Source organism: Legionella quinlivanii, assembly GCF_900461555.1.
GTDB classification, from domain to species: Bacteria; Pseudomonadota; Gammaproteobacteria; order Legionellales; family Legionellaceae; genus Legionella_C; species Legionella_C quinlivanii.
Genome location: NZ_UGOX01000001.1, coordinates 2,890,638 through 2,910,546, shown reverse-complemented (window position 1 = coordinate 2,910,546; position 19,909 = coordinate 2,890,638). Strand labels below are relative to the sequence as shown.

Genomic DNA, 19,909 nt, shown 5'->3' with positions numbered 1-19,909 from the left:
CATAACGATCTCCTTATCGGTGTCTCATTCTTTAACTATAGTCTTTTTTGAGACCAGAAAGAATTGGTTGATCACAGTTTGCTATAATTTAATAAAGATCGTATTCATCAGGGAGATTACTATGCCACGTGGAGACAAATCAAAATATACGGCTAAACAAAAACGCAAAGCTGAACATATTGAGGACAGTTATGAGAAAAAGGGCGTGTCTCATAAAGAGGCCGAAGAGAGAGCCTGGCGGACTGTCAATAAACAGGATGGCGGTGGAGAGAAGAAGTAGGCGAACCTTGGCCAGTATGATCTGGACCGCAAACAAGTCCTGAGAGATGGTCACAAAAATTAACCATCCTATAAGAGCCTATGTACCCTTAATAGCCTATGTACCCCGTACCCCTAAGAGCCTACATACCCCTAAGAGCCTACATACCCCTAAGAGTCTACGTACCCCGCTTTATGCGGGGTATCCATAACAATGGTAGTGAGTTTTAAAATGCTTTTACCAATCAGACGCATTCCCTGGATACCCCGCATAAAGCGGGGTACGTAGGGATTTAAGATTATAATTATAAACCAATGTGTTATGTTCAAATTTTGTGAACCATCTCTCAATAACAAATCGCGGTACGTAGCGGATGGAGTAGCGATTCGTAGCGAAGGGGGATACGGACTGGATGTTATTTATCGTTTTGAGGCGGGAGGGAAATGATAGCCTCTGTACTCTCAACATTCGTATACAAATCCCGCAGGGATAGAGACAGCGTTGATTTTAACTCCCTGTCAGCTTCGCTAAACACCTTTGCCCAAGGCTGCCAATCAGCATGTTTCAATTCATTCTGAACAGGCAGTTGAAAGGGTAATTGCTGACTTAGCCAATAAAGCGAAACATCACTTAAATCCCGGCTTAAATGATAAGTTTCATCATTATCAGGATGAATCAGCTTTAAATTTTCCAGAATCTCAATCATTTTACCAATATCTATGGCATAAGGTCTTACACTGGCTTCGGTTAGTTCTGCCAATGTTAATCCTTTACCTCGCTTTTGGGCTTCCCATAAAAGCTTAAGCCACAGTAAAGCATGAAGGAAGCCTGGTAGTGCCGTGCCGGTTCGTCTTTGATGATGAACAGCCAAGGCATAGGAAATTTCCGCGCCCAATAAAGTAATAATCCATACCCAGTAGATCCAGACAAAAAAGATTGGAACGGTGGCAAAAGCGCCGTAAAGCAATTGGTAAGTGTTATAGCGACCCAGGTAATAGGCAAACGCCTGTTTCGCGGATTCAAATAAAATGGTGGCGAATAATGCGCCCCAAAACCCGTGACGAAATTGCACGGGTCGATTAGGTACGACCACATACAAAAAAGTAAAACCAGTCAGTGACAGGAAAAAAGGTAAGTAATTAAATAAAAAAGAAGGCGTGAATGGCGTTTTCATTAAGGGAAGTGAAAAAAGATAGGAACTCGCAGCCAGACTCAAGCCTAAAAAGACAGGTGCAAGCGACAAGATAGCCCAGTAAAGTAAAAACGCTGAAACACCGTGGCGAGAACAATTTACTCGCCAGATTTTGTTCATTGCCTTTTCAATAGTCACCATGACCAATAACGCAGTGACTATGAGAAAAATGACCCCCCACACCGGCAATTTGGAGACTTGTGCGGTAAATTGCTGAATATAGGTTTGAATCACCGCACCGGTAGCGGGAACGAAATTATCAAATATGAAATTTTGCAGGGGCTGGATAAGGCCCTGAAATACCGGAAATGAAGATAAGATGGATAAACCGACCGTCATTAATGGCACGATCGCTAAAAGACTGGTAAATGCTAATGCAGACGCTCGATAGGTGCAGTCATCTTCAAAAAAATGATCCACAACAAAATAGACAAAACGTTTACTGGTTTCATAACGGTTTTTAAGCCAGATTTTCAAGTCCATTCGTTCGCACTGTCCTTTATTATTAGTTTTATACCTATTGTATCATCGATGCCGTCTGGTTTATTTGTTTCAACTGCTTCCTTGAGGATAATTTAAACATCAATATTAATCCCAATAGATACACAAGGCCGGCAACAAAACAAAAAAATCCAAAATGAAGATTATTATGCTCTACATAAACATGATTAGCTATCTCCACGCCAATCGCCTGAGCACACATACTGATTAAACTGATCATTGCATAGGCTGTTCCCTTTGCAACCGGCGTGCAGAATAATACATAGCGGTTTAATGGTGCTTGCAGTACGCCCAATGCAAATCCATAAATCACAAGGCCTGGCATTAACCAGATGTAACTGGCGGAGAATACTAAGGGAAGCAAATAACAAAGTAATAAACCGAAACTGAAAATCAGGGAACCATTAACAATAATTTGTCTGACCGATTGATGGTGGGTGAGTCTGCGCAGATAAAAGTTACCGGCGATTCCGGCACTAAAGATAGGCAATTGCCATAGTGCATACTGGACCACGCTCAGTTTGGCATCCGTAACTAAAATGATCGGTGAGATGGCAATCCAGGCAATACAGGGAATTGCCAGAATACCCGAGGCAATCGCGCCGATCATGAATTCACTGTTGGTTAGTAACCTGAAATAGTTGCCTGCGATTACCCGGGGCGCCAAGGAAATTTTAGGTATAAGCTCACCGTCTTTTTTGCGAGCCCCCACTGATTCCGGCATATAATAGTTCAGGCCAAGCAGGGCAATGAATGTAAAGAATGCAATCAGCAGAAAAATGCCCCGCCAGTGAAATAACAGGATGAAGACGGCACCAGCCAGCGGCCCAATAAGAGGAGCCAGAGAGGCAACATTGGATAAAACAGCGATTAAACGAATAGCATCCATTTCTGCAAAAATTTCCTGCAAAGTGGCATAGCCCACCACCGCAATAAAACATAACCCCATTCCCTGAAAATAGCGGGCGATTAAAAACTGGGTCATCGAGTGTGAGGCGGCAATGAGTAATGTAAAAATTCCAAACAAAGCGACTCCGACCAGCATGACCGGGCGTCTGCCGAATGCATCCGAGAGCGGGCCTAAAAAAAGCTGCAGACTGGCTCCCCCCAGGATATACACAGTTAAAGACGTAGCGATGGCTGCTTCTGAACCATTAAATGAAGCAACCACCTGAATCATTCCTGGCATAATCATGTCATTGGCAATGTAGGTCAGGAATTGGTACAGGACAAGGAAACCTGCAAAGTATAGAGCTTGCTTCCGGGAAATATTAATTAAAGGCTGTGACATGGCAATTAACACAACAAAGAGAGCATTCGCAGATGGTATTACCAATAGCCGCCAATCATCCTGGCCCGACTGCTAATTTTCACAAATTGGGCAAAGTGCTTTTGTAGAGCGAATGAATAGTCTCGAAAAAGGTCACTTATTATACATTGATTTTTAATAGATGGCTATCCGTCAAACTTCTTGCTAATATAGAGTGTCATCAGTTCTCCTGACTGTTGTCCTCTTTTTTGGTTGGCTAAGAAAATGAACAACTAATTCCATATTATGCCTTGGTGCATATCAAAGTACCTGACGCTTCCATGTCAGGATTGTTACAAGAATGTAGCGCTCCTGTTCTCTCATGTGGCTAATAACCATTTTAGCGGGTATGAGAGTGCTTTTTAGGATTGAATTATGACAAAGCAAAAATCACTGACGGCAATTCTGCCTTTGTTTTTAGTATTATTTATCGATGGGATGGGATTGGGTTTATTATTTCCCATATTAAATGCCATCATTATCGAGCCCGGCTCTGGCTTTCTGCCGGCTTCTCTCAGCGAAGGCATGCGCGATTTTTATTATGGACTGACCATTGGCATCTTTATGCTCTGCTGGTTTTTTGGGGCGGCTGTGTTGGGTGATCTTTCTGATAATGTCGGGCGTAAAAAATCATTGATGATTTGCCTGGTGGGAGCTTTCCTGGGCTATTTGCTATCGGCAATCGCCATTATGTGCAGCAGTTTCTGGGCTTTGATTCTCGGCAGAATGATTGCAGGATTTACGGCTGGTAGTCAGCCTATTGCGCAGGCTGCGATAGTGGATGTCAGTTCCGAGGATAATAAGGCAAGAAATATCGGCTGGATCCTCCTGGCGGTTTCCTTAGGCTTTGTGCTCGGACCGGTTTTTGGCGGCCTGCTTTCAGACTCACGCCTGGTAAGCTGGTTTAATTTTTCCACACCAATGTATTTTGCTGCGGCGATCTCGCTGTTTAACGCGATCATTCTGGCATTTTCATTTAAAGAAACCTTCACTGCAGGCAATGAGAAAATTAATATTCGCTGGCATCATTCCATCAACATTATTATTTCAGCCTTTAAACATCCCAAAATTGCCAAATATTCTGTGGTACTTTTGATCATGATTTTTGGCTGGAGTAACTATTTTTCATTCATTCCCATGTATCTGTTCCAGTATTATCATTATTCAGTAATGGAAAACTCCTTTTTCCTGGCATTTATGGGACTTGGGTTTAGTATTGGCTGCGGCTATATTGTTGATTTTTGCACTAAGCGCTTTGAATATAACCGGGTAGTGATTATTGGGTTATTGATAACCGCATCTCAAGTGCTGATTATGCTATTGGCAGAACAAGCCTGGGTTGCATGGGCCGCTACTTTTATCATCGGTATTAGCTTGTCGGTTGCCTATTCAGTGCTTCTGACTATTTTTTCTCATCTGGTAAGTGCCAGAGAGCAGGGTTGGGTTATGGGTGTCACCGGCTCGATTATGGCCTTATGTTTTGGCCTGACTTCTCTTTTCACCGGGATGATAGCCCAAGTAGGCGCCAGTTTACCCATGCTGCTGGCTGTAGGCGGGTTGACGTTTAGCGCCTGGGTGCTCTGGATTGTCAAATCGACCATTCGACTGGCATCTCCTTTTCATTCCCCCGTTCAGGAAATCAGCGAGGAAGTTCTGTAATGAAGCAAAAACCCTATATTTTGATTTTATATTATTCTCGCAAGGGAGCCACCGCGCAGTTGGCCAAATACATTGCCAGAGGCGTTGAAAGCGTCGATGGGATTGAGGCTCGCCTGCGAACAGTTCCAGCCGTCTCGCCGGCTTGTGAAGCGACAGCTCCTCAGATTCCGGAAGAAGGAGCACCCTACGCCAGTCTCGAGGACTTGCAGCATTGCAGCGGCCTGGCTTTGGGCAGCCCTACTCGTTTCGGGAATATGGCGGCACCGCTTAAGTATTTCCTTGATTCAAGCACTGCATTATGGCTGTCAGGCGCTTTAGTGGATAAACCAGCCTGTGTATTTACTTCCACCGGCTCCATGCATGGCGGCCAGGAGACGACATTAGTCAGTATGATGATGCCTTTGCTGCATCATGGCATGATGATTTTAGGGATCCCGTATACGGAAGCGGCGCTTAACACGACTCAATCGGGAGGCACACCCTACGGCGCTTCACATGTGGCGGGACTCGATAATCAATGCCCTTTAACAGAAGATGAAATTGTTCTGGCGCGCCGCCTCGGACAGCGATTGGCTCAAGCGGCCTTGAAACAGTCACCTGAGCGATAGGCCACTGCTGTTCTGTCATTCCCGCAAGGCATTGTTGCGTAAATAAATATGGGTGCACAAAAAATCATCTTTGCGAGCGTTAGCGAAGCAAGTTCCTTATTTTGTACAAGTTCAGATTGCTTCACTTTGTTCTCAAAGACAAATAGTTGTGATTCTATTTACGCAACAACGCTTCCCGCAAAGGCTGAAATCCATTTCTCAGTCGGCATTTTAGTTGGCAAAAAGATTGAATCCCAGTCTTGCTTTTAAGTTATTGTCAGACTCACACATTCCTTAATCAAGTCGTTTAGGGAATGCATATTTCATGTTGATAACAATCTCTTCATCATGTATAGTAACAGTACATTCTGTATCAGTTTAAAATTAATCCAACTTGTTAGAGATGCCATTATGCATGCAACTTATTCTTACATCCAGATAAACACCAAAGCCTCCTCAATCTCTGCTGCTCTGGTTATTGGAACACTTAAGAATAAGACGACTGTCCTTCTTCTTCCTTCCCTCTTGTCGTTGTAACTGCGGCATTGTGCTTGGACAGGAAATATTAGCGCAACTACTTATACGCCATACCATATTTATCAATGGAACAGATAATCTTGGTTTAACTGAGAGAATCTTATGTTTAATTTTTTCAAAGCATTCAGTACACAGCAGAGTCCACGATTAACTGCTTTCCCTGCTTCACAAGTGCGCAGCATATGCGGATTGAACACGTCTGAGCATCTGATTACCAGGCAGCTCGGTTTTTTATTTAGCCAGAAACATTCCAATAATGGCCACTTGCTGCAAATCAACTTGCATAATCATCATGTTGAAGCAGTTCATAAGAAAAATAAAGATGAAGAAAAAGAGCAGGAATTAATCACACAAGTGACCGATTCAGTGGAAAGAATGGTCACAAAGCATCCCAACTCGCTATTCATAGGGGTGACGCCTACTCAGAAAATGAGTAAAGGGGCTGGTTTGTATCCTGGTCATGGCTTCTCGTTTTTGACCGATACTAAAGGTAAAATCCAGGGACATGTCAGTAAAAGACCCGATACCTTATCGATAGTGGGTAAGCGAAATGCTTATCGAGATGCTCAATTCGAAGGTAAATCTACAAGCCAGATGCTGGATGAGCAGATGTATGTTTATAATTCGACATTTAGTCGTTTAACCTATGATATCGGGAAATGGCGTGAACGTTCTCTGAACTTAGAGGGCAGCTATCCTTTGTTGATTGTCCAATTACCTTTAGGTCCAGGGGTTAAAGTGAGTTCCAATGACTATTTAGCAAGAGAAAAGGAGTTGATTGAACATAAAAGACCATATCATTTATTCCCGGAAAGAAAGCCGGATGGCAGTGTGCAACGTCCCAATAATTGTTTAACCGCGGTTGCCCAGGTTGTTTTAGGCTACGAATATTATTCAACGCTGTGCGATAGCATGTACTGCCAGCAGGCTTTGGTTGAATTGGTAAAGCGGGTCATTGAAAATCCAGATAATTTTCTGGAGCAAACCCGGAAATTGAATCTCCTGGAAGGCGTGGAGGACTGTCCTTTAAAAACTGAAGATTATCTGGGCACTTTTCTTTGCTGAAAATCCTCTCTCCCTCAGGGAGAGTTAGAAGGGATTTAAAATCAACCCTCACCCTTGCCCTCTCCCAGCTTGGGAGAGGGGATTTTTTCATCTTTCTTCCAGAGAGAGCCTAAATAACTGCTGATAACATAAAATACCGGGGTGAAAACCAGTCCAAAAAAAGTAACTCCCAGCATCCCGCTAAATACGGCAACCCCCAAGGCTCTTCTCATCTCGGCGCCTGCGCCAATAGCGATAACCAAAGGAAAAACCCCAAGGATAAACGCAAAAGAAGTCATTAAAATGGGGCGTAAACGAAGCCTGGCGGCTTCCATAGCGGCTTTCCAGCGGCTCTCTCCCTGGTTTTCGAGCTGGCGGGCAAACTCCACAATTAAAATCGCATTTTTGGACGCCAGGCCGACTAACACCAAAAAGCCGATTTGTGTCATGATATTATTATCCATTCCCAATAATTTAATACCAATAAGTGAAGAAAAAAGACACATTGGTACAATTAAAATAATGGCTAAAGGTAAAATCCAGCTCTCATACTGAGCCGCCAGCAGCAGGAAAACAAAAACGACGCTTAAGGTAAAGGCAATTACCGCAGTATTGCCCACCGCTCGTTCCTGAAAGGCAATTTCAGTCCATTCAAAGTCCAGACCATAGGGCAAAAATTGCCGAGCCAGTTGCTCCATCGTATCCAGCGCTGTTCCTGAACTGTAGCCTGGCTTGGTATCCCCTAATAATTCAATTGCGGGATATAAATTAAAATGGGGAATACGGGAGGGCCCCGTGGTGTTTTCTAATCTGGCTACTGAGCCGATAGGTACCATCTGTCCTTCTTCATTGCGAACTTTCAAACGCAGCACGTCATCGGGGGTCAGACGATAATTGGCATCCGCCTGGGCTATGACCCTGAATGTCCGGCCCAGATAGTTGAATTCATTGATGAATACCGACCCCAGATAGACTTCCAGGGCTTCAATGACGCTGGCCACACGAACGCCCAGTCGCTCAGCGCGATCCCTGTCGAAATTGAGACGAAGACGCGGCGTCTTGTTTTCAAAAAAGGTAAACACTGAGGTAGTTGCCTCTGCCTGATTAGCGCGGGCAGCCAAATCAAGCGTTGCCTTCTCAAGCGCATTCGTTCCAAGACCGGCCCGGTCCTGAATCATCATTTTAAAACCACCGGCATTGCCGATACCGCGCACCGGAGGTGGTGGAATCACCACAATGGTCGCATCAAGGATACTGCCAAGCTCCTGGCGCATGCGATTTAGAATGCCATCATAAGTCAAATTCTTTTTTTCTCGTTGGTCAAAGGAATCGAGAACTGCAAAAATTGCCCCATTATTTGACGAGTTGGTAAAGGTCGCGCCTGAAAATCCGGTGAAGCCGACCGCATTGGCAACGCCAGGAATGGCCAGCAGTTTGTCAATCGCCTGTTTAACTACCTCATCAGTGCGGGAAAGGGAAGCGCCTGAGGGTAACTGGATGGAGACGATAAAATATCCAATATCCTGTTTAGGAATGAATCCGCCGGGAATGCTTCTGAACAGAAAAATAGTAGAGCTTATTAGAATTAAATAAATTACCAACATCAAACCATTTCGGCGAGTCAGCTTACAGACCAGCCTGCCATATTTTTCCGAACCTTTTTCCATGCAGTGGTTGAATCCCCTGGCCAGTCGGTTAAAGGGTTTTCGCCAAAAAGGAAGATTTTGCTGCTGGTGTTCCGGTGGTTTTCTAAGTAGAAGTGCTGCCAGTGCCGGGCTCAACGTCAGGGAAACAAAAACCGAGATTATCGTTGCGACGGCGACCGTGGCTCCAAACTGCTGATAAAATTTTCCGGAAATACCCTCCAAAAACAAGGTGGGCAAAAAGACTGCGACTAAAACCAGTCCGATTGCTACCAGGGCGGAGCCTACCTCGGTCATGGTTTTCCTGGCCGCATCGCGCGGCTCCATGCCATTATGGATATTTCTTTCCATATTTTCGACGACCACAATCGCATCATCAACCACAATACCAATTGCTAAAACTAATCCAAACAAAGTCAGATAGTTTAATGAAAAACCAATGGCTTCAAGAACCACGAAACTCCCGATCAAAGAAACGGGAATCGCTATGACCGGAATAATCGCTGCACGCCAGGTCTGCAGAAAAATGATAATAACGAGCACAACCAGCACAATCGCTTCAAAAATAGTATGCTGTACGGCATTGATTGACTCTTGAACAAAGAGAGTGGGATTATAGGCAATTTTATAGGACAAGCCAGGAGGAAAGCGGGGGGAGAGCTCTTTCATGGTTGCAACGATTTCCTTGGCCGTCTGCAGGGCATTGGTTCCCGGGCGCTGGAAAACAGGTAATGCGACTGCAGGGTATTTATTTAACCATCCTTTGATTAAATAATTTTGCGTTCCCAGTTCAACTCGCCCTATATCGCGAAGATAAACAATACGTCCATCTTTGGATTTGATAATGATCTTCTCGAATTCTTCAGGTTTAACCAGTCTTCCCTGCGTTTCTATATTAAATTCGATCCCGAATTGCCGATCTTGTGGCTGCTGGTTCAAAATTCCACTGGCTACCTGGACATTTTGTGAGCGAAGGGCGGCTAATACATCGCTGGCGGTAATATCCGCTGAATTCATCAGATCAGGATTGAGCCAAATACGCATGGCGTATTCACTGGCACCAAAAAGACGAATGTCGCCCACACCGTCAATACGCCGGATTTTGTCGCGCAATTGCAGGACGGCATAATTGCCAATATAGGTTTGATCATATTTGTTATTGGGAGAGAAGAGGTTAATCACTAACATTAAGTCGGGAGAGTTTTTTACTGTCGTAATACCGATGCGCCGAACCTCTTCCGGAAGTTTTGGCTCAACAATCGCCACCCTGTTTTGCACCAATACCTGCGCTTGATCCAGATCAGTACCAATTTTAAAGGCGATAGTCAGACGCATCTGCCCGTCACTGGTGGATTGAGAGTCCATGTACAGCATATTCTCGACCCCATTGACTTCCTGCTCAATGGGCGTTGCCACCGTATCCGCTACTGTTTTGGCATCAGCACCGGGATACTGAGCAGTCACTTGAATGGTGGGAGGAACAATGGGTGGATATTGCTCAACAGGCAGATTCATATAGGAAAGACTGCCCACCAGCACAATAATAATGGCGATAACTGTTGCAAAAATAGGGCGATCTATAAAAAAGTGCGCAATTTTCATTGAGTCAGTTATTCCTTGAGCGTAATAAGTTTGGGTTTCACGACTTGATCAGCAACCTGAATGCGCTGTATCCCATCAATCACTACTTTGTCATTCGCTTTAAGTCCCTTGTGAATGATATAAAATCCACTATCTCTTAAGGGACCAAGTTCGATATATACCCGGTTAACCTGATTTTTATCATTCACCACATAGACAAATTGCCGGCTCTGATCCATGCTGATGGCTTTATCAGGAAGCAATAAGGCTTCATATTCCCCGCTGGCTATTAAGCGTGCTCTGCCAAACAGGCCAGGATAGATTACTGCATCAGGATTTGGAACCAACGCCCTGCCTTGAATGGTGCCTGTTTGCTGATCCACTATGTTGTCTACGAAATCCATTTTACCCTGATGCGGGAAGCCTTTCTCATCGGGAAGCTGAATCAGAATCGGGTTAGGGTAGCGATCCGAGCTTGGACGTTTGCCGGCGCGATCCAATCGGATGTATTTTAACAAGTCATTCTGACTGGCTTCAAAATAGAAATGGATAGGATCGACTGAAACCACACGGGTTAACACGGTATCATCCATGCGGACCAAGTTGCCGACACTGACAAAGTAGCGGCTGATCTTGCCGTCAATGGGAGAGGTAATCTGTGTAAACTCCACATTGAGTTTCGCCTCATTGACTCGGGTCTCTGCGACTTGCATTTCCTGAAGGCGTTGATCGATCACTTCTGCGGAAATAAAACTTTCTTTCTGGAGTTTAATCGCACGTTCATATCCGCGTTTCGCCACTTCAAACTGGGCCTGGGCGCGGGCCAGTGCGTACTCAAAAGGCCGGGGATCGATAATGAAAAGCACATCCCCTTTTTTTACGCGTTGCCCATCTTTAAATTTGATTTCCTGCAGATAGCCGGTAACTCTTGCGCGAACATCCACCTCCTGAATCGCCTGAAAGCGTCCGGTATACTCATCCCATTCAATAATTTTCTTTTTCAAAGGATAGGCTACAATCACTTCAGCGGGTGCTGTGGCAGGTTTTTTCTGTTCTTTATTGCAGGCGCTGATTGAAAAAATGGCAAGGACGATTAGATTAATTAGTATGATAGTCCGTTTTAATCGCATGAAACTGTCCCTGTTGTGGCTAGAGAAATATCCTAAACGATAGTCATAACGAATCATAGAGCCTTAATGCAAAGTATTTTGCTTTGTGAGGCAATTCGGTAAAATGTGAGTTAATCTTATGGCTATGGAATATTAGTTCAGTTTCTCTTTTAAAAAGAGACTGTATATTTTGTAAGAAGTTCTAAAGGGTCAATTTGTGAAAGTAATCAGTTTTAATGCCAATGGGATTCGTGCCGCAGCGCGTGGTGGTTTTTATTCATGGTTAATGCAGCAGGATGCCGATTTTGTCTGTATTCAGGAAACCAAAGCGCAACGCGAGCAGCTGCTTTTAGATAACATATATTATCCAGAGCCTTATTTTTGCGATTATTATGACGCTGAAAAAAAAGGATACAGCGGAGTAGGAATTTATGCCCGTCATAAACCACAACGGATTGTAAAAGGCCTGGGATTTGATTTTTGCGATAAGGAAGGCCGCTATATTCAGTTTGATTATCCCAGGCTCAGTGTCGTTTCACTCTATCTCCCCTCAGGAACCAGCGGTGATATCCGCCAGCAGGTAAAATTTGATTTTCTTGAGCGTTTTGCCCTGCATCTTGATAGCCTGAGGAAAGAGGGCAGGGAGTTGATACTATGCGGTGATTACAATATCGCTCATAAGCAAATCGATTTGAAAAACTGGCGCTCCAATCAGAAGAACTCCGGATTTTTACCGGAGGAAAGAGCGTGGATGGATAAATTATTCGGCGAATTGGGATTTGTCGATGCTTTTCGGGTAAAAAACCCTCATCCTGAGCAATACACCTGGTGGTCGCAGCGCAGTAAAACCGCCAGAGAAAACAATATTGGATGGCGAATTGATTATCAGGTGATTACTCCTGGTTTAACAGACTCAGTGAATACCGTGTCGATTCATGCTGCAGATCGCTTTTCTGATCATGCGCCCTTAATAATTGACTACAGTGGAGATTGGTGTGCTTAAATTTGCCAGCTGGAATGTAAATTCTTTAAAAATACGCCTGGAACAGGTAATTGATTGGCTTCAAAAAAACGAAATTGATATTCTGGCCTTACAGGAAACCAAATTACTCGATGACAATTTTCCCGCCAATTTATTCAGAGAGTTAGGTTATCATGTCGTGTTCTCTGGTCAAAAATCCTATAACGGAGTGGCCGTAATCAGTCGTAGTGCACCCCAGGACATTCTTACTGATATACCCGATCTCGAGGATCCGCAACGCCGTATTCTGGCGCTCACGCTGGATGGGATACGCTTTATAAATCTTTACATCCCCAATGGGTCCAGCGTGGGTTCGGATAAATACCTGTACAAATTGAATTGGCTCAATAAAATAACCGCTTATATTGAAGAGCAGTTGAAGCAATACCCAAAGTTAGTCGTTCTGGGCGATTTCAATATCGCACCTGAGGACCGGGATGTGCATGAGCCTTCCGAATGGATCGGCAATGTTATGGTCAGCCCAGAAGAACGATTAGCGTTCACCAGCATGCTAAATCTGGGGTTAAAAGACAGTTTTCGTCTTTTCCCGGAAAATGAAATCGAATTCACCTGGTGGGATTATCGCGCCGCCTCCTTTCGGCGTAATCGAGGTCTGCGTATAGATCATATTTTACTTAGCCACGAACTTGCGTCCTGTTGCCTTAGCTCAAAGATCGACAAAGAGCCGAGACGGGCCGAGCGCCCCTCTGATCATGCGCCTGTATGGGTTGAATTAGATCTTGGAAACTGATTAACTAGTTATTTTTTTCAAGGATGAATGAATATGACCATGCTCAAATATTTGGTAGTGGTGTTGCTGTGGGTTTGCGGACACTGGCTGTTTGCAGCGACAACGGAAGAGATCTTGTTAATTGAGAAGGTCAGTACTTCTGAAAAACAGCAGAACATGACTCCAAAACAAGCATTAATGAAACTTAAAGAGGGCAACCAGCGCTTTCTGGATGGGAAAATGCTGCAGCGAAATTACAGGGCTCAGGCAAAACAATCTTCTTATGGACAATATCCCTGGGCGGTAATTCTCAATTGCATGGATTCGCGCAGCGTACCTGAGCTGTTTTTTGATCAGGGGTTGTCTGATTTGTTTATTCTTCGTGTTGCTGGGAATGTGCTCAGTGATGATATGTTAGGAAGTATGGAGTTCGCAACCAAGGTGGTTGGCTCGCGCCTTATCGTAGTTTTGGGGCACAGCTCCTGCGGGGCAATGGCAGGAGCCTGCGAAAATGTGAATTTGGGTCATCTCGATCATATTCTGGATAAAATTAAACCCGTTGTTTCAGAATCGAAAAAGGAAGCGGGCACTGAAAATTGCACGAGCCCGCAGCTACTCAATCAAATTGCCAGAAATAATGCGCTCCATGTGGTTCGGCAGATTAGGGAGCAAAGCCCCATCATCCGAGAATTGCTGGACAAGGGGCAAGTAGGTATTGTGGCTGGTCTGCATGACATTAAAACCGGAAAAGTCACTTTTTTTGAAGAGGAGCGCCTGTTAGGCGGGAAGTGAGATCAGATTTTGAAGAGTTGCATAATCGAACAGGCAACTAACCTGTCGTCTTTGCGAACGAAGTGAAGCAATCCAGATCGAAACACGAACAAAGCCAGGATCTGGATTGCTTCGCGAACGCTCGCAAAGACGGGATTTGAACACCTGTCTTCATTTATGCAACAACGCTGCGCCGAAATAACAAACTGCGAAGTGGAGCCTACTATCAACAATGAACCTGGTCAAAATCCGGCAGCCTGAACTGACAGCCCTTAATCAGTAAGTGGACTTTTAAGTTAAGTACAAATTCATGGCTCAGTTCTTCAGTAATATTGTAATCATTTTTCTGCAATCCGCGGCCATCAATTATGGTTAACGTTCCCCCACCGTAACAACTGGCATGAGTACCATTTTCAATGAGCAGCGCCGCATTTTCTTCTATCCCATAACCAATATGTCCTGGGAAGCGTTTGACTGCATGTGCAAGACGTGCAAAACGTCCTCGCTGGATGAAATGGGTATCAATAATGGAGTCTGCCAATAAACTAAGGGCTTTCGTAGTTTTCAAATGATCATCAACCTGGGATGCTTCATTTCCTCCTTCATATATCATCTGGTCGGCAAGAATCATCGCCCCAGCGCTCGTTCCGGCGATGATTAGCTTATCTTCACGATAACGCTGAGTAATGGTCTGGATTAAATCCTTATCCATTAAGTCTAACACTTTTTCCTGATTCCCTCCCGTGAAAAAAACAGCGTCGGCATTTTCCAGACGGTCGCGATATTCTTCAGGTTTGTCATCGCCCAAAATAATAAAATGAGGTCTGCTGCCGGTAATTTTGTCGAACACCGTACTGTATTTTTTTCTCATTTTTTCAAACTCTTCGGAGGGAGTGGTAATCACTTCGATCTTTTCAACCCGCAATTCAGAAAAAAGCTCCTCTAATAATTCAAAACGGTATTTTTCTGAATTTTGGGAGGCGCTAACTGTTTGTGTCTCTGCACCGCCTATGAACATGAGTTTCCCTATTGTCATAACTTCTCCTTAATGCAGTAAGCCAAGGAATTGATTGGTCAAAAATGGTTCAATGCTATAGTTATAATATAAACCAGATTTCTTAACTGTTCAGGATGATGAACGCGCTAAGTCCAACTAAAAGGAGTTTTATATGGCAAGCAATTTCCGATCGATTTTAGAAGAGAAGGGGTGTCCGCTTGATAAGCAACAATTTACCTGGAAAGAATTGGCAGGAAAGCCAATCAGCAAGCTGGACGATGATGCATTTACCCGTGTGCGCATTATTTTGCTCAATGGGATCGAGCTGGATGCGCTGCGCACCAAACATTTCTTATCCCGCTTTAATAAAGAACTTCAGCTTCCCTTAGCCCAGGTAAGACGGGTAGAGCAGCACCAGGCGACACAGATTAACTGGTTGCTCTCAGCTGACCATTCACCGCTTGAAACCACCATTGCCTATGAGCAAGTAGCTATTGAAGTGACAGCCGCCGTTGCAAAATCAGAGCCTGATGCTTATCAGGCACAAACTTACCGCTTTGGATTACTTGAAGATTTTGATCATTTATATCGATATGCGGCGATGCTTGATCGGCTGGAGGGCAAAGATGCCAACAATATTCTGCAGGGATATACGGATTTAATTCCTGGGCGCCCAACATCAGAACATCACCGCGCCCCAAGAGATGACCTTCGTGATTCCTACCAGAAAGACAAGGCTCAGTTAATCACAAAAATACATGCAGCTATGATTACAGCCGCAGAATTTCAGACTCATGATTATTATATGAATATCGGGCCTCTTTTTGCTGATCCGATCGCAAGACAGCTTTATGCTGAAATTGCTTCCATTGAAGAGCAGCATGTCACTCAATATGGCTCTTTAATGGATCCAGATGAGTCCCTGATTGAAAAATGGATTATTCATGAACTGATGGAAATTTATACTTATTTAAGCTGTGTGGAGCAGGAGAGTAACCTGCGAGTCAAGGCTCTATGGGAGAGATTTCTGGATTATGAATTAGGGCAATTTCACCTTGCATGTGATTTATTCAAGCAATTTGAAAAAAGAGATCCGGCTGAATTATTGGCTGGTGATTTGCCGGTAATGCTTGAGTTCAAAAGTCAGCGTGAGTTTGTGCTCGAAGTTTTAAAAGGTGAAATTAATTTACGCACCAATGGCACGCGATATGTTCCCTTAGAAAAAGAAGATAGAAGGTCAATACGGTATAGGGAACATATGAATTCAGAAGGTGTTCCGGCTGACATCGCATCTGCTGGCTATCAGTGGCGTCCAGGCACTGAACTTAGTAGTGCAAGACACTGAAGACAAGGAGTCTATTATGAAAAATTATCAAGGACATAATTTTACCGGCGTCTTGTTGGAGCCACAAAATTTGAAATCGATGCTAAATGCGGAAAACCAATTCCCCCCTGATGTCCCTGGAGATAGTCGCATACTGAGTAAGCAGCGAAGCCAAATGGCTGCAGAAGCTAACCCTGTGGGTAGTATTCCTGAGGCTAAAGGTAAAAAAAGCAATCCATCGGGTTTTCAATTGCTTATTGACAAACTGGGGGAACGCCTGGCTTTTGAGCGCTCAGGTGTTCGCATATATGATGCCGCATGCGCAAAAGCTAAGGGACTGAATCAAGACGAAATCGGTAAGGAATTTCAGCATTTGCGCGAGGAGGAAGCTCAGCATATGGCCATGATAGAGAAGGCGATAACCGGATTAGGCGCCGATCCTACCGTGATGACTCCTTGTGCTGATGTGAGCGGAGTATTGGGAATGGGCATCATTCAGGTGCTAACGGATCCAAGAACAAGCATTCCGCAAACCCTGGAAGCCTTAATGACTGTAGAGCTGTCAGATAATGCAGCATGGGAAACATTGATTGAACTGTCTGCGCAAAGTGGATATGAACAGTTGGCGGAGGAATTTATGATGGCTCTTAAACAAGAGCAGGAGCATTTATTAACCATTAAAAAACTATTGGCAAAAAGTTTGAATTTAAAACCCGCCAAAAACGCATTTTATCTTGTATTTGCTGATGAAGAGGGCTGGACTGTGAAAAAGCAAGGTGCTTCGCGAGCCAGCGGACACTTCAAGAATAAGAAAGAAGCCATTCGTGAAGCATTAAAGCTTAGCGAAAATGCAAAAGCAGGACTTATTATCCATAATCAATGATGATTACGGCGGGCTGGATCGTTTGGTTGGGCCTAAGGCTTGAAAACTATTGCTTATAACCGTAAAACAGGGGCGCAAGCAGGCTGCTGCAATGTTGGCCAATTTTGCTTAGAAACTCTTTTTCATGACTAAATTGAGATTGAACTTGCATACAGGCATTGTTACTGCCCAATGAATAAATAAAATAGCCGCCTTCCTGTGCTGGTTCGGCAATTGATGTGCCGACAGGCAGTTCGTGTCTGACCTGCCGTAAATAATATAGTTCCTCATAACGCGCGGGGTGATAGAGCGATTGCCAGCTTGCCTGTTCACAGCGTTGATACCAGGCAGGGTTATAGGTTAAATCGAATTCCCATAAGTTCCGGTTAAACAGATTAAATTCCATCGAGGGGGTAGATGAAACAATCAGAATACGAGCATTCGAATCAATTGATATTATCGACATATGATGAATTTGATGAAGCCCTAGTACATCACTAAATATGCGCTGTGTTTTGTCCTTGTGACTAAATAGAAGATCCATCAATTGCGGATGCGCTGTTGCTATACGGCTGGTGTCCATGAATTTGCTTAAAACGTTCCATGCTAATGGTTAAAATGCCCGGCAGATGCCAGCGCTAAATCAATAATCTTCCTGGTTTGTTCAGAATTTGCATTAATCTGACTCACGTCCTTGATGAGATCCAGCAAAAAATTGGCGATCTCCCCTCTATTGCGGCTTGCATTATATAGATCTCCTGCGCGAGTGAAAATATAGTGCAGAAGATTCTTATGAATCAGGAGGGTTTCAGCTCCCTCTGGCTGCTGCGAAATGCTGTCTCCAAATAATAACCAGCCTGGGGATACGTTTAATTTTTCCGCGATTTCTACCAGTTTGGCGGGCTCAGGAATCGCTTCACCACGCAGATAACGCCTGCATATCTGCACAGAATAGCCAGTTATGCTGGCCAGTTGATGAATACACACACCGGAAGTTGAGCGTTGAGAGTTTAATCCCGCGGCAATCATTGCGTCTCGTAATCGGTAGGAAAACTGTTTGCTTAGGTCGACTTTTTCCATGTTCAATAATCAGAAGAAAGGTAATGAAGTGTAACAAATTGGAAACAGAGGTGCAATTATTAAGAGAATTGGAAACTTTAAGTTTCTTTTAGAAATTAATAGTTGACATTAATTTTTTATTTGCTAAGATGTCTCTCGAAGTCAACGGAAACGACTTCAAGAAGCTCTGGTAGCGATGGGAGTATGAAGACGGAACAAATTACCCCGGTAACTGCCTGCAGTGGTTTAACTCATGGCAATTAACCTCGCCGTGTAAGGCTTGAATTGAACGCAGTCCATTCAAGCCTTTTTTTATTATCAGAATTATTAAATAAATTATTTGCTTTGTGAAAAAAGCTTTAATATAATGCCCGACGTTGCGCTAGGCACGTAGCTCAGTGGTAGAGCACCACCTTGACATGGTGGTGGTCGGTGGTTCGATCCCACTCGTGCCTACCAATTGCCCCCTTCCGTTATCTAAATCTTTTTTCATATTATTAGCTTTTGAGTTGTTCAAGCAGCAAATAAAATCTATGGGATAGACGAGCGCCCTATGATATATACTATTCCTATATAGAGTTACATCGGTATTGGAATGTATTTGCAAGGATAGGATAAATGATACCTCCGCATAAGCCAGTGAATGAGGCCGAGCGCCTGGCGACGCTTTATAAATTACAAATACTCGATACCGAGAAAGAAGAACGTTTCGATAGAATAACCCGAATTGCATGCAAGCTGTTTGACGTACCTATTTCGGTGATTTCATTTTTAGAAGCGGAGCGTCAATGGATGAAGTCTACCCAGGGATTTGATATTGCCGAAGCCGCCAGAAAAACTTCCTTTTGTGGCCATGTTATTCTTTCAGATGAAATTATGGTTGTAGAAGATGCAACCAGGGATGAGCGCTTTTATGATAATCCTTTTGTAATCGGGGAGCCAAACTTCAGATTTTACTTAGGCTGTCCTTTAAAAGTTAAAGGCTACAATGTTGGAGTTATTTGCCTGATTGATGACAAGCCTCGATTGAAGGCTGAAGTCGATCAAAATCTTATTCATGATCTTGCTCAGATGGTTGAACGGGATCTGGAACAATTACAAGTTTCTATAACCGATGAATTAACCGGCTTAACCAACCGCAGGGGATTTTTAAAACTGGCGGGTTACCTGTTTCAGAAATGCCAGCGTGAGAATCAGATATTTACCCTGTTATTTTTTGATCTGGATAAATTTAAATACATTAATGATCAATTTGGACATGCAGAGGGTGATAAAGTATTAAAACTTGTTGCAGACGCTCTTGTGCATAATTTTCGCTATTACGATATAGTTGCCCGCTTGGGAGGCGACGAATTTTGTGTATTTTGCTCCGAACTGGATCAGAGAGATGTATCAGGAGTTATTCAACGCTTTAATCATGCATTGAAGTCGGTAGAGCCTAAAGAGTATGTCATTGAATTCAGTGTGGGCATCATCCAGTTCAATCCAGGAGAACATCAGACACTTGAAGACATGCTGGCTCAGGCCGATTACAAGATGTATGTGACTAAAAAGGCAAAGTAAGAGGAGCAGCAGCAGATATAGCCACTATAGTGGTTTTATGTTTCTCCTGGCAGTTTGCTAAATTCTCCCAAAAACTACCTGAAACGCATTCAGTTTACAGCAGATGTGGAATGATGGTAATTAACGCAGGCAGTGATTGCAATTTCATGCTTTACCTCTGT

At 43.8% G+C, this 19,909-nt stretch carries 17 protein-coding genes and 1 tRNA gene; 11 read left to right on the top strand and 7 right to left on the bottom strand.

Features of this window, described 5'->3' with window-relative positions; translation table 11 throughout:
* Window positions 1-121: 121 nt before the first annotated feature.
* On the top strand, window positions 122-280 hold the full coding sequence (locus DYH61_RS15700) for a hypothetical protein (protein ID WP_058507838.1): 159 nt from the start codon (window positions 122-124) through the stop codon (window positions 278-280).
* A gap of 394 nt (window positions 281-674) precedes the next feature.
* Here the strand turns inward: DYH61_RS15700 and DYH61_RS12480 are convergent, their stop codons facing one another.
* Both DYH61_RS12480 and DYH61_RS12475 read right to left on the bottom strand, forming a co-directional pair.
* Entirely contained in the window at window positions 675-1,934 is a 1,260-nt protein-coding gene (locus DYH61_RS12480; protein WP_058507837.1) for a YihY family inner membrane protein, read from the bottom strand.
* A 34-nt stretch (window positions 1,935-1,968) separates the two neighbouring features.
* Complete coding sequence (locus tag DYH61_RS12475) at window positions 1,969-3,243, bottom strand: MdfA family multidrug efflux MFS transporter (RefSeq protein ID WP_058507921.1); 1,275 nt, start codon at window positions 3,241-3,243, stop codon at window positions 1,969-1,971.
* A 393-nt stretch (window positions 3,244-3,636) separates the two neighbouring features.
* Here DYH61_RS12475 and DYH61_RS12470 point away from each other — a divergent pair, with 393 nt between their 5' ends.
* From DYH61_RS12470 to DYH61_RS12460, 3 genes are all read left to right on the top strand, one after another.
* Window positions 3,637-4,920, top strand: coding sequence for an MFS transporter (locus tag DYH61_RS12470; RefSeq protein ID WP_058507836.1), 1,284 nt, complete (start codon window positions 3,637-3,639; stop codon window positions 4,918-4,920).
* Complete coding sequence (gene wrbA, locus DYH61_RS12465; RefSeq protein WP_058507835.1) at window positions 4,920-5,528, top strand: NAD(P)H:quinone oxidoreductase; 609 nt, start codon at window positions 4,920-4,922, stop codon at window positions 5,526-5,528. Before DYH61_RS12470 ends, wrbA begins: the two co-directional genes overlap by 1 nt.
* 618 nt (window positions 5,529-6,146) lie before the next feature.
* Complete coding sequence (locus tag DYH61_RS12460) at window positions 6,147-7,109, top strand: hypothetical protein (RefSeq protein ID WP_058507834.1); 963 nt, start codon at window positions 6,147-6,149, stop codon at window positions 7,107-7,109.
* A gap of 41 nt (window positions 7,110-7,150) precedes the next feature.
* Here the strand turns inward: DYH61_RS12460 and DYH61_RS12455 are convergent, their stop codons facing one another.
* Both DYH61_RS12455 and DYH61_RS12450 read right to left on the bottom strand, forming a co-directional pair.
* The gene (locus DYH61_RS12455) at window positions 7,151-10,333 is read right to left on the bottom strand and encodes an efflux RND transporter permease subunit (protein ID WP_058507833.1); all 3,183 of its coding nucleotides are present in this window, start codon (window positions 10,331-10,333) and stop codon (window positions 7,151-7,153) included.
* Window positions 10,334-10,341: 8 nt separating this feature from the next.
* Window positions 10,342-11,442, bottom strand: coding sequence for an efflux RND transporter periplasmic adaptor subunit (locus DYH61_RS12450; RefSeq protein ID WP_058507832.1), 1,101 nt, complete (start codon window positions 11,440-11,442; stop codon window positions 10,342-10,344).
* 196 nt (window positions 11,443-11,638) lie between these two features.
* Here DYH61_RS12450 and DYH61_RS12445 point away from each other — a divergent pair, with 196 nt between their 5' ends.
* The 3 genes from DYH61_RS12445 to DYH61_RS12435 are packed head-to-tail and all read left to right on the top strand — an operon-like array spanning window position 11,639 to window position 13,964.
* Window positions 11,639-12,424: an exodeoxyribonuclease III gene (locus tag DYH61_RS12445; RefSeq protein WP_058507831.1), complete on the top strand. Its 786-nt coding sequence runs from the start codon at window positions 11,639-11,641 to the stop codon at window positions 12,422-12,424.
* Complete coding sequence (gene xth / locus DYH61_RS12440) at window positions 12,417-13,193, top strand: exodeoxyribonuclease III (protein WP_058507830.1); 777 nt, start codon at window positions 12,417-12,419, stop codon at window positions 13,191-13,193. The genes DYH61_RS12445 and xth overlap by 8 nt, the downstream gene beginning before the upstream one ends.
* A gap of 39 nt (window positions 13,194-13,232) precedes the next feature.
* Window positions 13,233-13,964: a carbonic anhydrase gene (locus DYH61_RS12435; protein ID WP_058507920.1), complete on the top strand. Its 732-nt coding sequence runs from the start codon at window positions 13,233-13,235 to the stop codon at window positions 13,962-13,964.
* Window positions 13,965-14,169: 205 nt separating this feature from the next.
* Here the strand turns inward: DYH61_RS12435 and DYH61_RS12430 are convergent, their stop codons facing one another.
* Window positions 14,170-14,979, bottom strand: coding sequence for a cyanophycinase (locus DYH61_RS12430; protein ID WP_058507829.1), 810 nt, complete (start codon window positions 14,977-14,979; stop codon window positions 14,170-14,172).
* A 133-nt stretch (window positions 14,980-15,112) separates the two neighbouring features.
* On the opposite strand from DYH61_RS12430, the gene DYH61_RS12425 reads away from it, so the two are divergent.
* Window positions 15,113-16,285, top strand: coding sequence for a hypothetical protein (locus DYH61_RS12425; protein ID WP_058507828.1), 1,173 nt, complete (start codon window positions 15,113-15,115; stop codon window positions 16,283-16,285).
* 16 nt (window positions 16,286-16,301) lie between these two features.
* The gene (locus DYH61_RS12420) at window positions 16,302-17,147 is read left to right on the top strand and encodes a demethoxyubiquinone hydroxylase family protein (RefSeq protein WP_058507827.1); all 846 of its coding nucleotides are present in this window, start codon (window positions 16,302-16,304) and stop codon (window positions 17,145-17,147) included.
* A gap of 46 nt (window positions 17,148-17,193) precedes the next feature.
* Here DYH61_RS12420 and DYH61_RS12415 read toward each other — a convergent pair whose 3' ends face one another.
* Both DYH61_RS12415 and DYH61_RS12410 read right to left on the bottom strand, forming a co-directional pair.
* Window positions 17,194-17,709 carry a hypothetical protein gene (locus DYH61_RS12415; protein WP_058507826.1) on the bottom strand — a complete coding sequence of 172 codons (516 nt, stop codon included), beginning with the start codon at window positions 17,707-17,709 and terminating at the stop codon, window positions 17,194-17,196.
* 23 nt (window positions 17,710-17,732) lie between these two features.
* Window positions 17,733-18,206 (bottom strand): helix-turn-helix domain-containing protein, encoded by a 474-nt coding sequence (locus DYH61_RS12410; RefSeq protein ID WP_058507825.1) that lies wholly within the window; start codon window positions 18,204-18,206, stop codon window positions 17,733-17,735.
* A 363-nt stretch (window positions 18,207-18,569) separates the two neighbouring features.
* On the opposite strand from DYH61_RS12410, the gene DYH61_RS12405 reads away from it, so the two are divergent.
* Window positions 18,570-18,644 (top strand) — tRNA-Val (locus DYH61_RS12405).
* 159 nt (window positions 18,645-18,803) lie between these two features.
* Window positions 18,804-19,748, top strand: coding sequence for a sensor domain-containing diguanylate cyclase (locus DYH61_RS12400; protein ID WP_058507824.1), 945 nt, complete (start codon window positions 18,804-18,806; stop codon window positions 19,746-19,748).
* The last annotated feature ends 161 nt before the right edge of the window (window positions 19,749-19,909 follow it).

Bases quoted from the DNA above. Each gene is read 5' to 3' on its own strand.
- DYH61_RS15700 (WP_058507838.1), top strand. From the start codon at position 122: ATGCCACGTGGAGACAAATCAAAATATACGGCTAAACAAAAACGCAAA.
- DYH61_RS12480 (WP_058507837.1), bottom strand. From the start codon at position 1,934: ATGGACTTGAAAATCTGGCTTAAAAACCGTTATGAAACCAGTAAACGT.
- DYH61_RS12475 (WP_058507921.1), bottom strand. From the start codon at position 3,243: ATGTCACAGCCTTTAATTAATATTTCCCGGAAGCAAGCTCTATACTTT.
- DYH61_RS12470 (WP_058507836.1), top strand. From the start codon at position 3,637: ATGACAAAGCAAAAATCACTGACGGCAATTCTGCCTTTGTTTTTAGTA.
- wrbA (WP_058507835.1), top strand. From the start codon at position 4,920: ATGAAGCAAAAACCCTATATTTTGATTTTATATTATTCTCGCAAGGGA.
- DYH61_RS12460 (WP_058507834.1), top strand. From the start codon at position 6,147: ATGTTTAATTTTTTCAAAGCATTCAGTACACAGCAGAGTCCACGATTA.
- DYH61_RS12455 (WP_058507833.1), bottom strand. From the start codon at position 10,333: ATGAAAATTGCGCACTTTTTTATAGATCGCCCTATTTTTGCAACAGTT.
- DYH61_RS12450 (WP_058507832.1), bottom strand. From the start codon at position 11,442: ATGCGATTAAAACGGACTATCATACTAATTAATCTAATCGTCCTTGCC.
- DYH61_RS12435 (WP_058507920.1), top strand. From the start codon at position 13,233: ATGCTCAAATATTTGGTAGTGGTGTTGCTGTGGGTTTGCGGACACTGG.
- DYH61_RS12430 (WP_058507829.1), bottom strand. From the start codon at position 14,979: ATGACAATAGGGAAACTCATGTTCATAGGCGGTGCAGAGACACAAACA.
- DYH61_RS12425 (WP_058507828.1), top strand. From the start codon at position 15,113: ATGGCAAGCAATTTCCGATCGATTTTAGAAGAGAAGGGGTGTCCGCTT.
- DYH61_RS12420 (WP_058507827.1), top strand. From the start codon at position 16,302: ATGAAAAATTATCAAGGACATAATTTTACCGGCGTCTTGTTGGAGCCA.
- DYH61_RS12415 (WP_058507826.1), bottom strand. From the start codon at position 17,709: ATGGACACCAGCCGTATAGCAACAGCGCATCCGCAATTGATGGATCTT.
- DYH61_RS12410 (WP_058507825.1), bottom strand. From the start codon at position 18,206: ATGGAAAAAGTCGACCTAAGCAAACAGTTTTCCTACCGATTACGAGAC.
- DYH61_RS12400 (WP_058507824.1), top strand. From the start codon at position 18,804: ATGATACCTCCGCATAAGCCAGTGAATGAGGCCGAGCGCCTGGCGACG.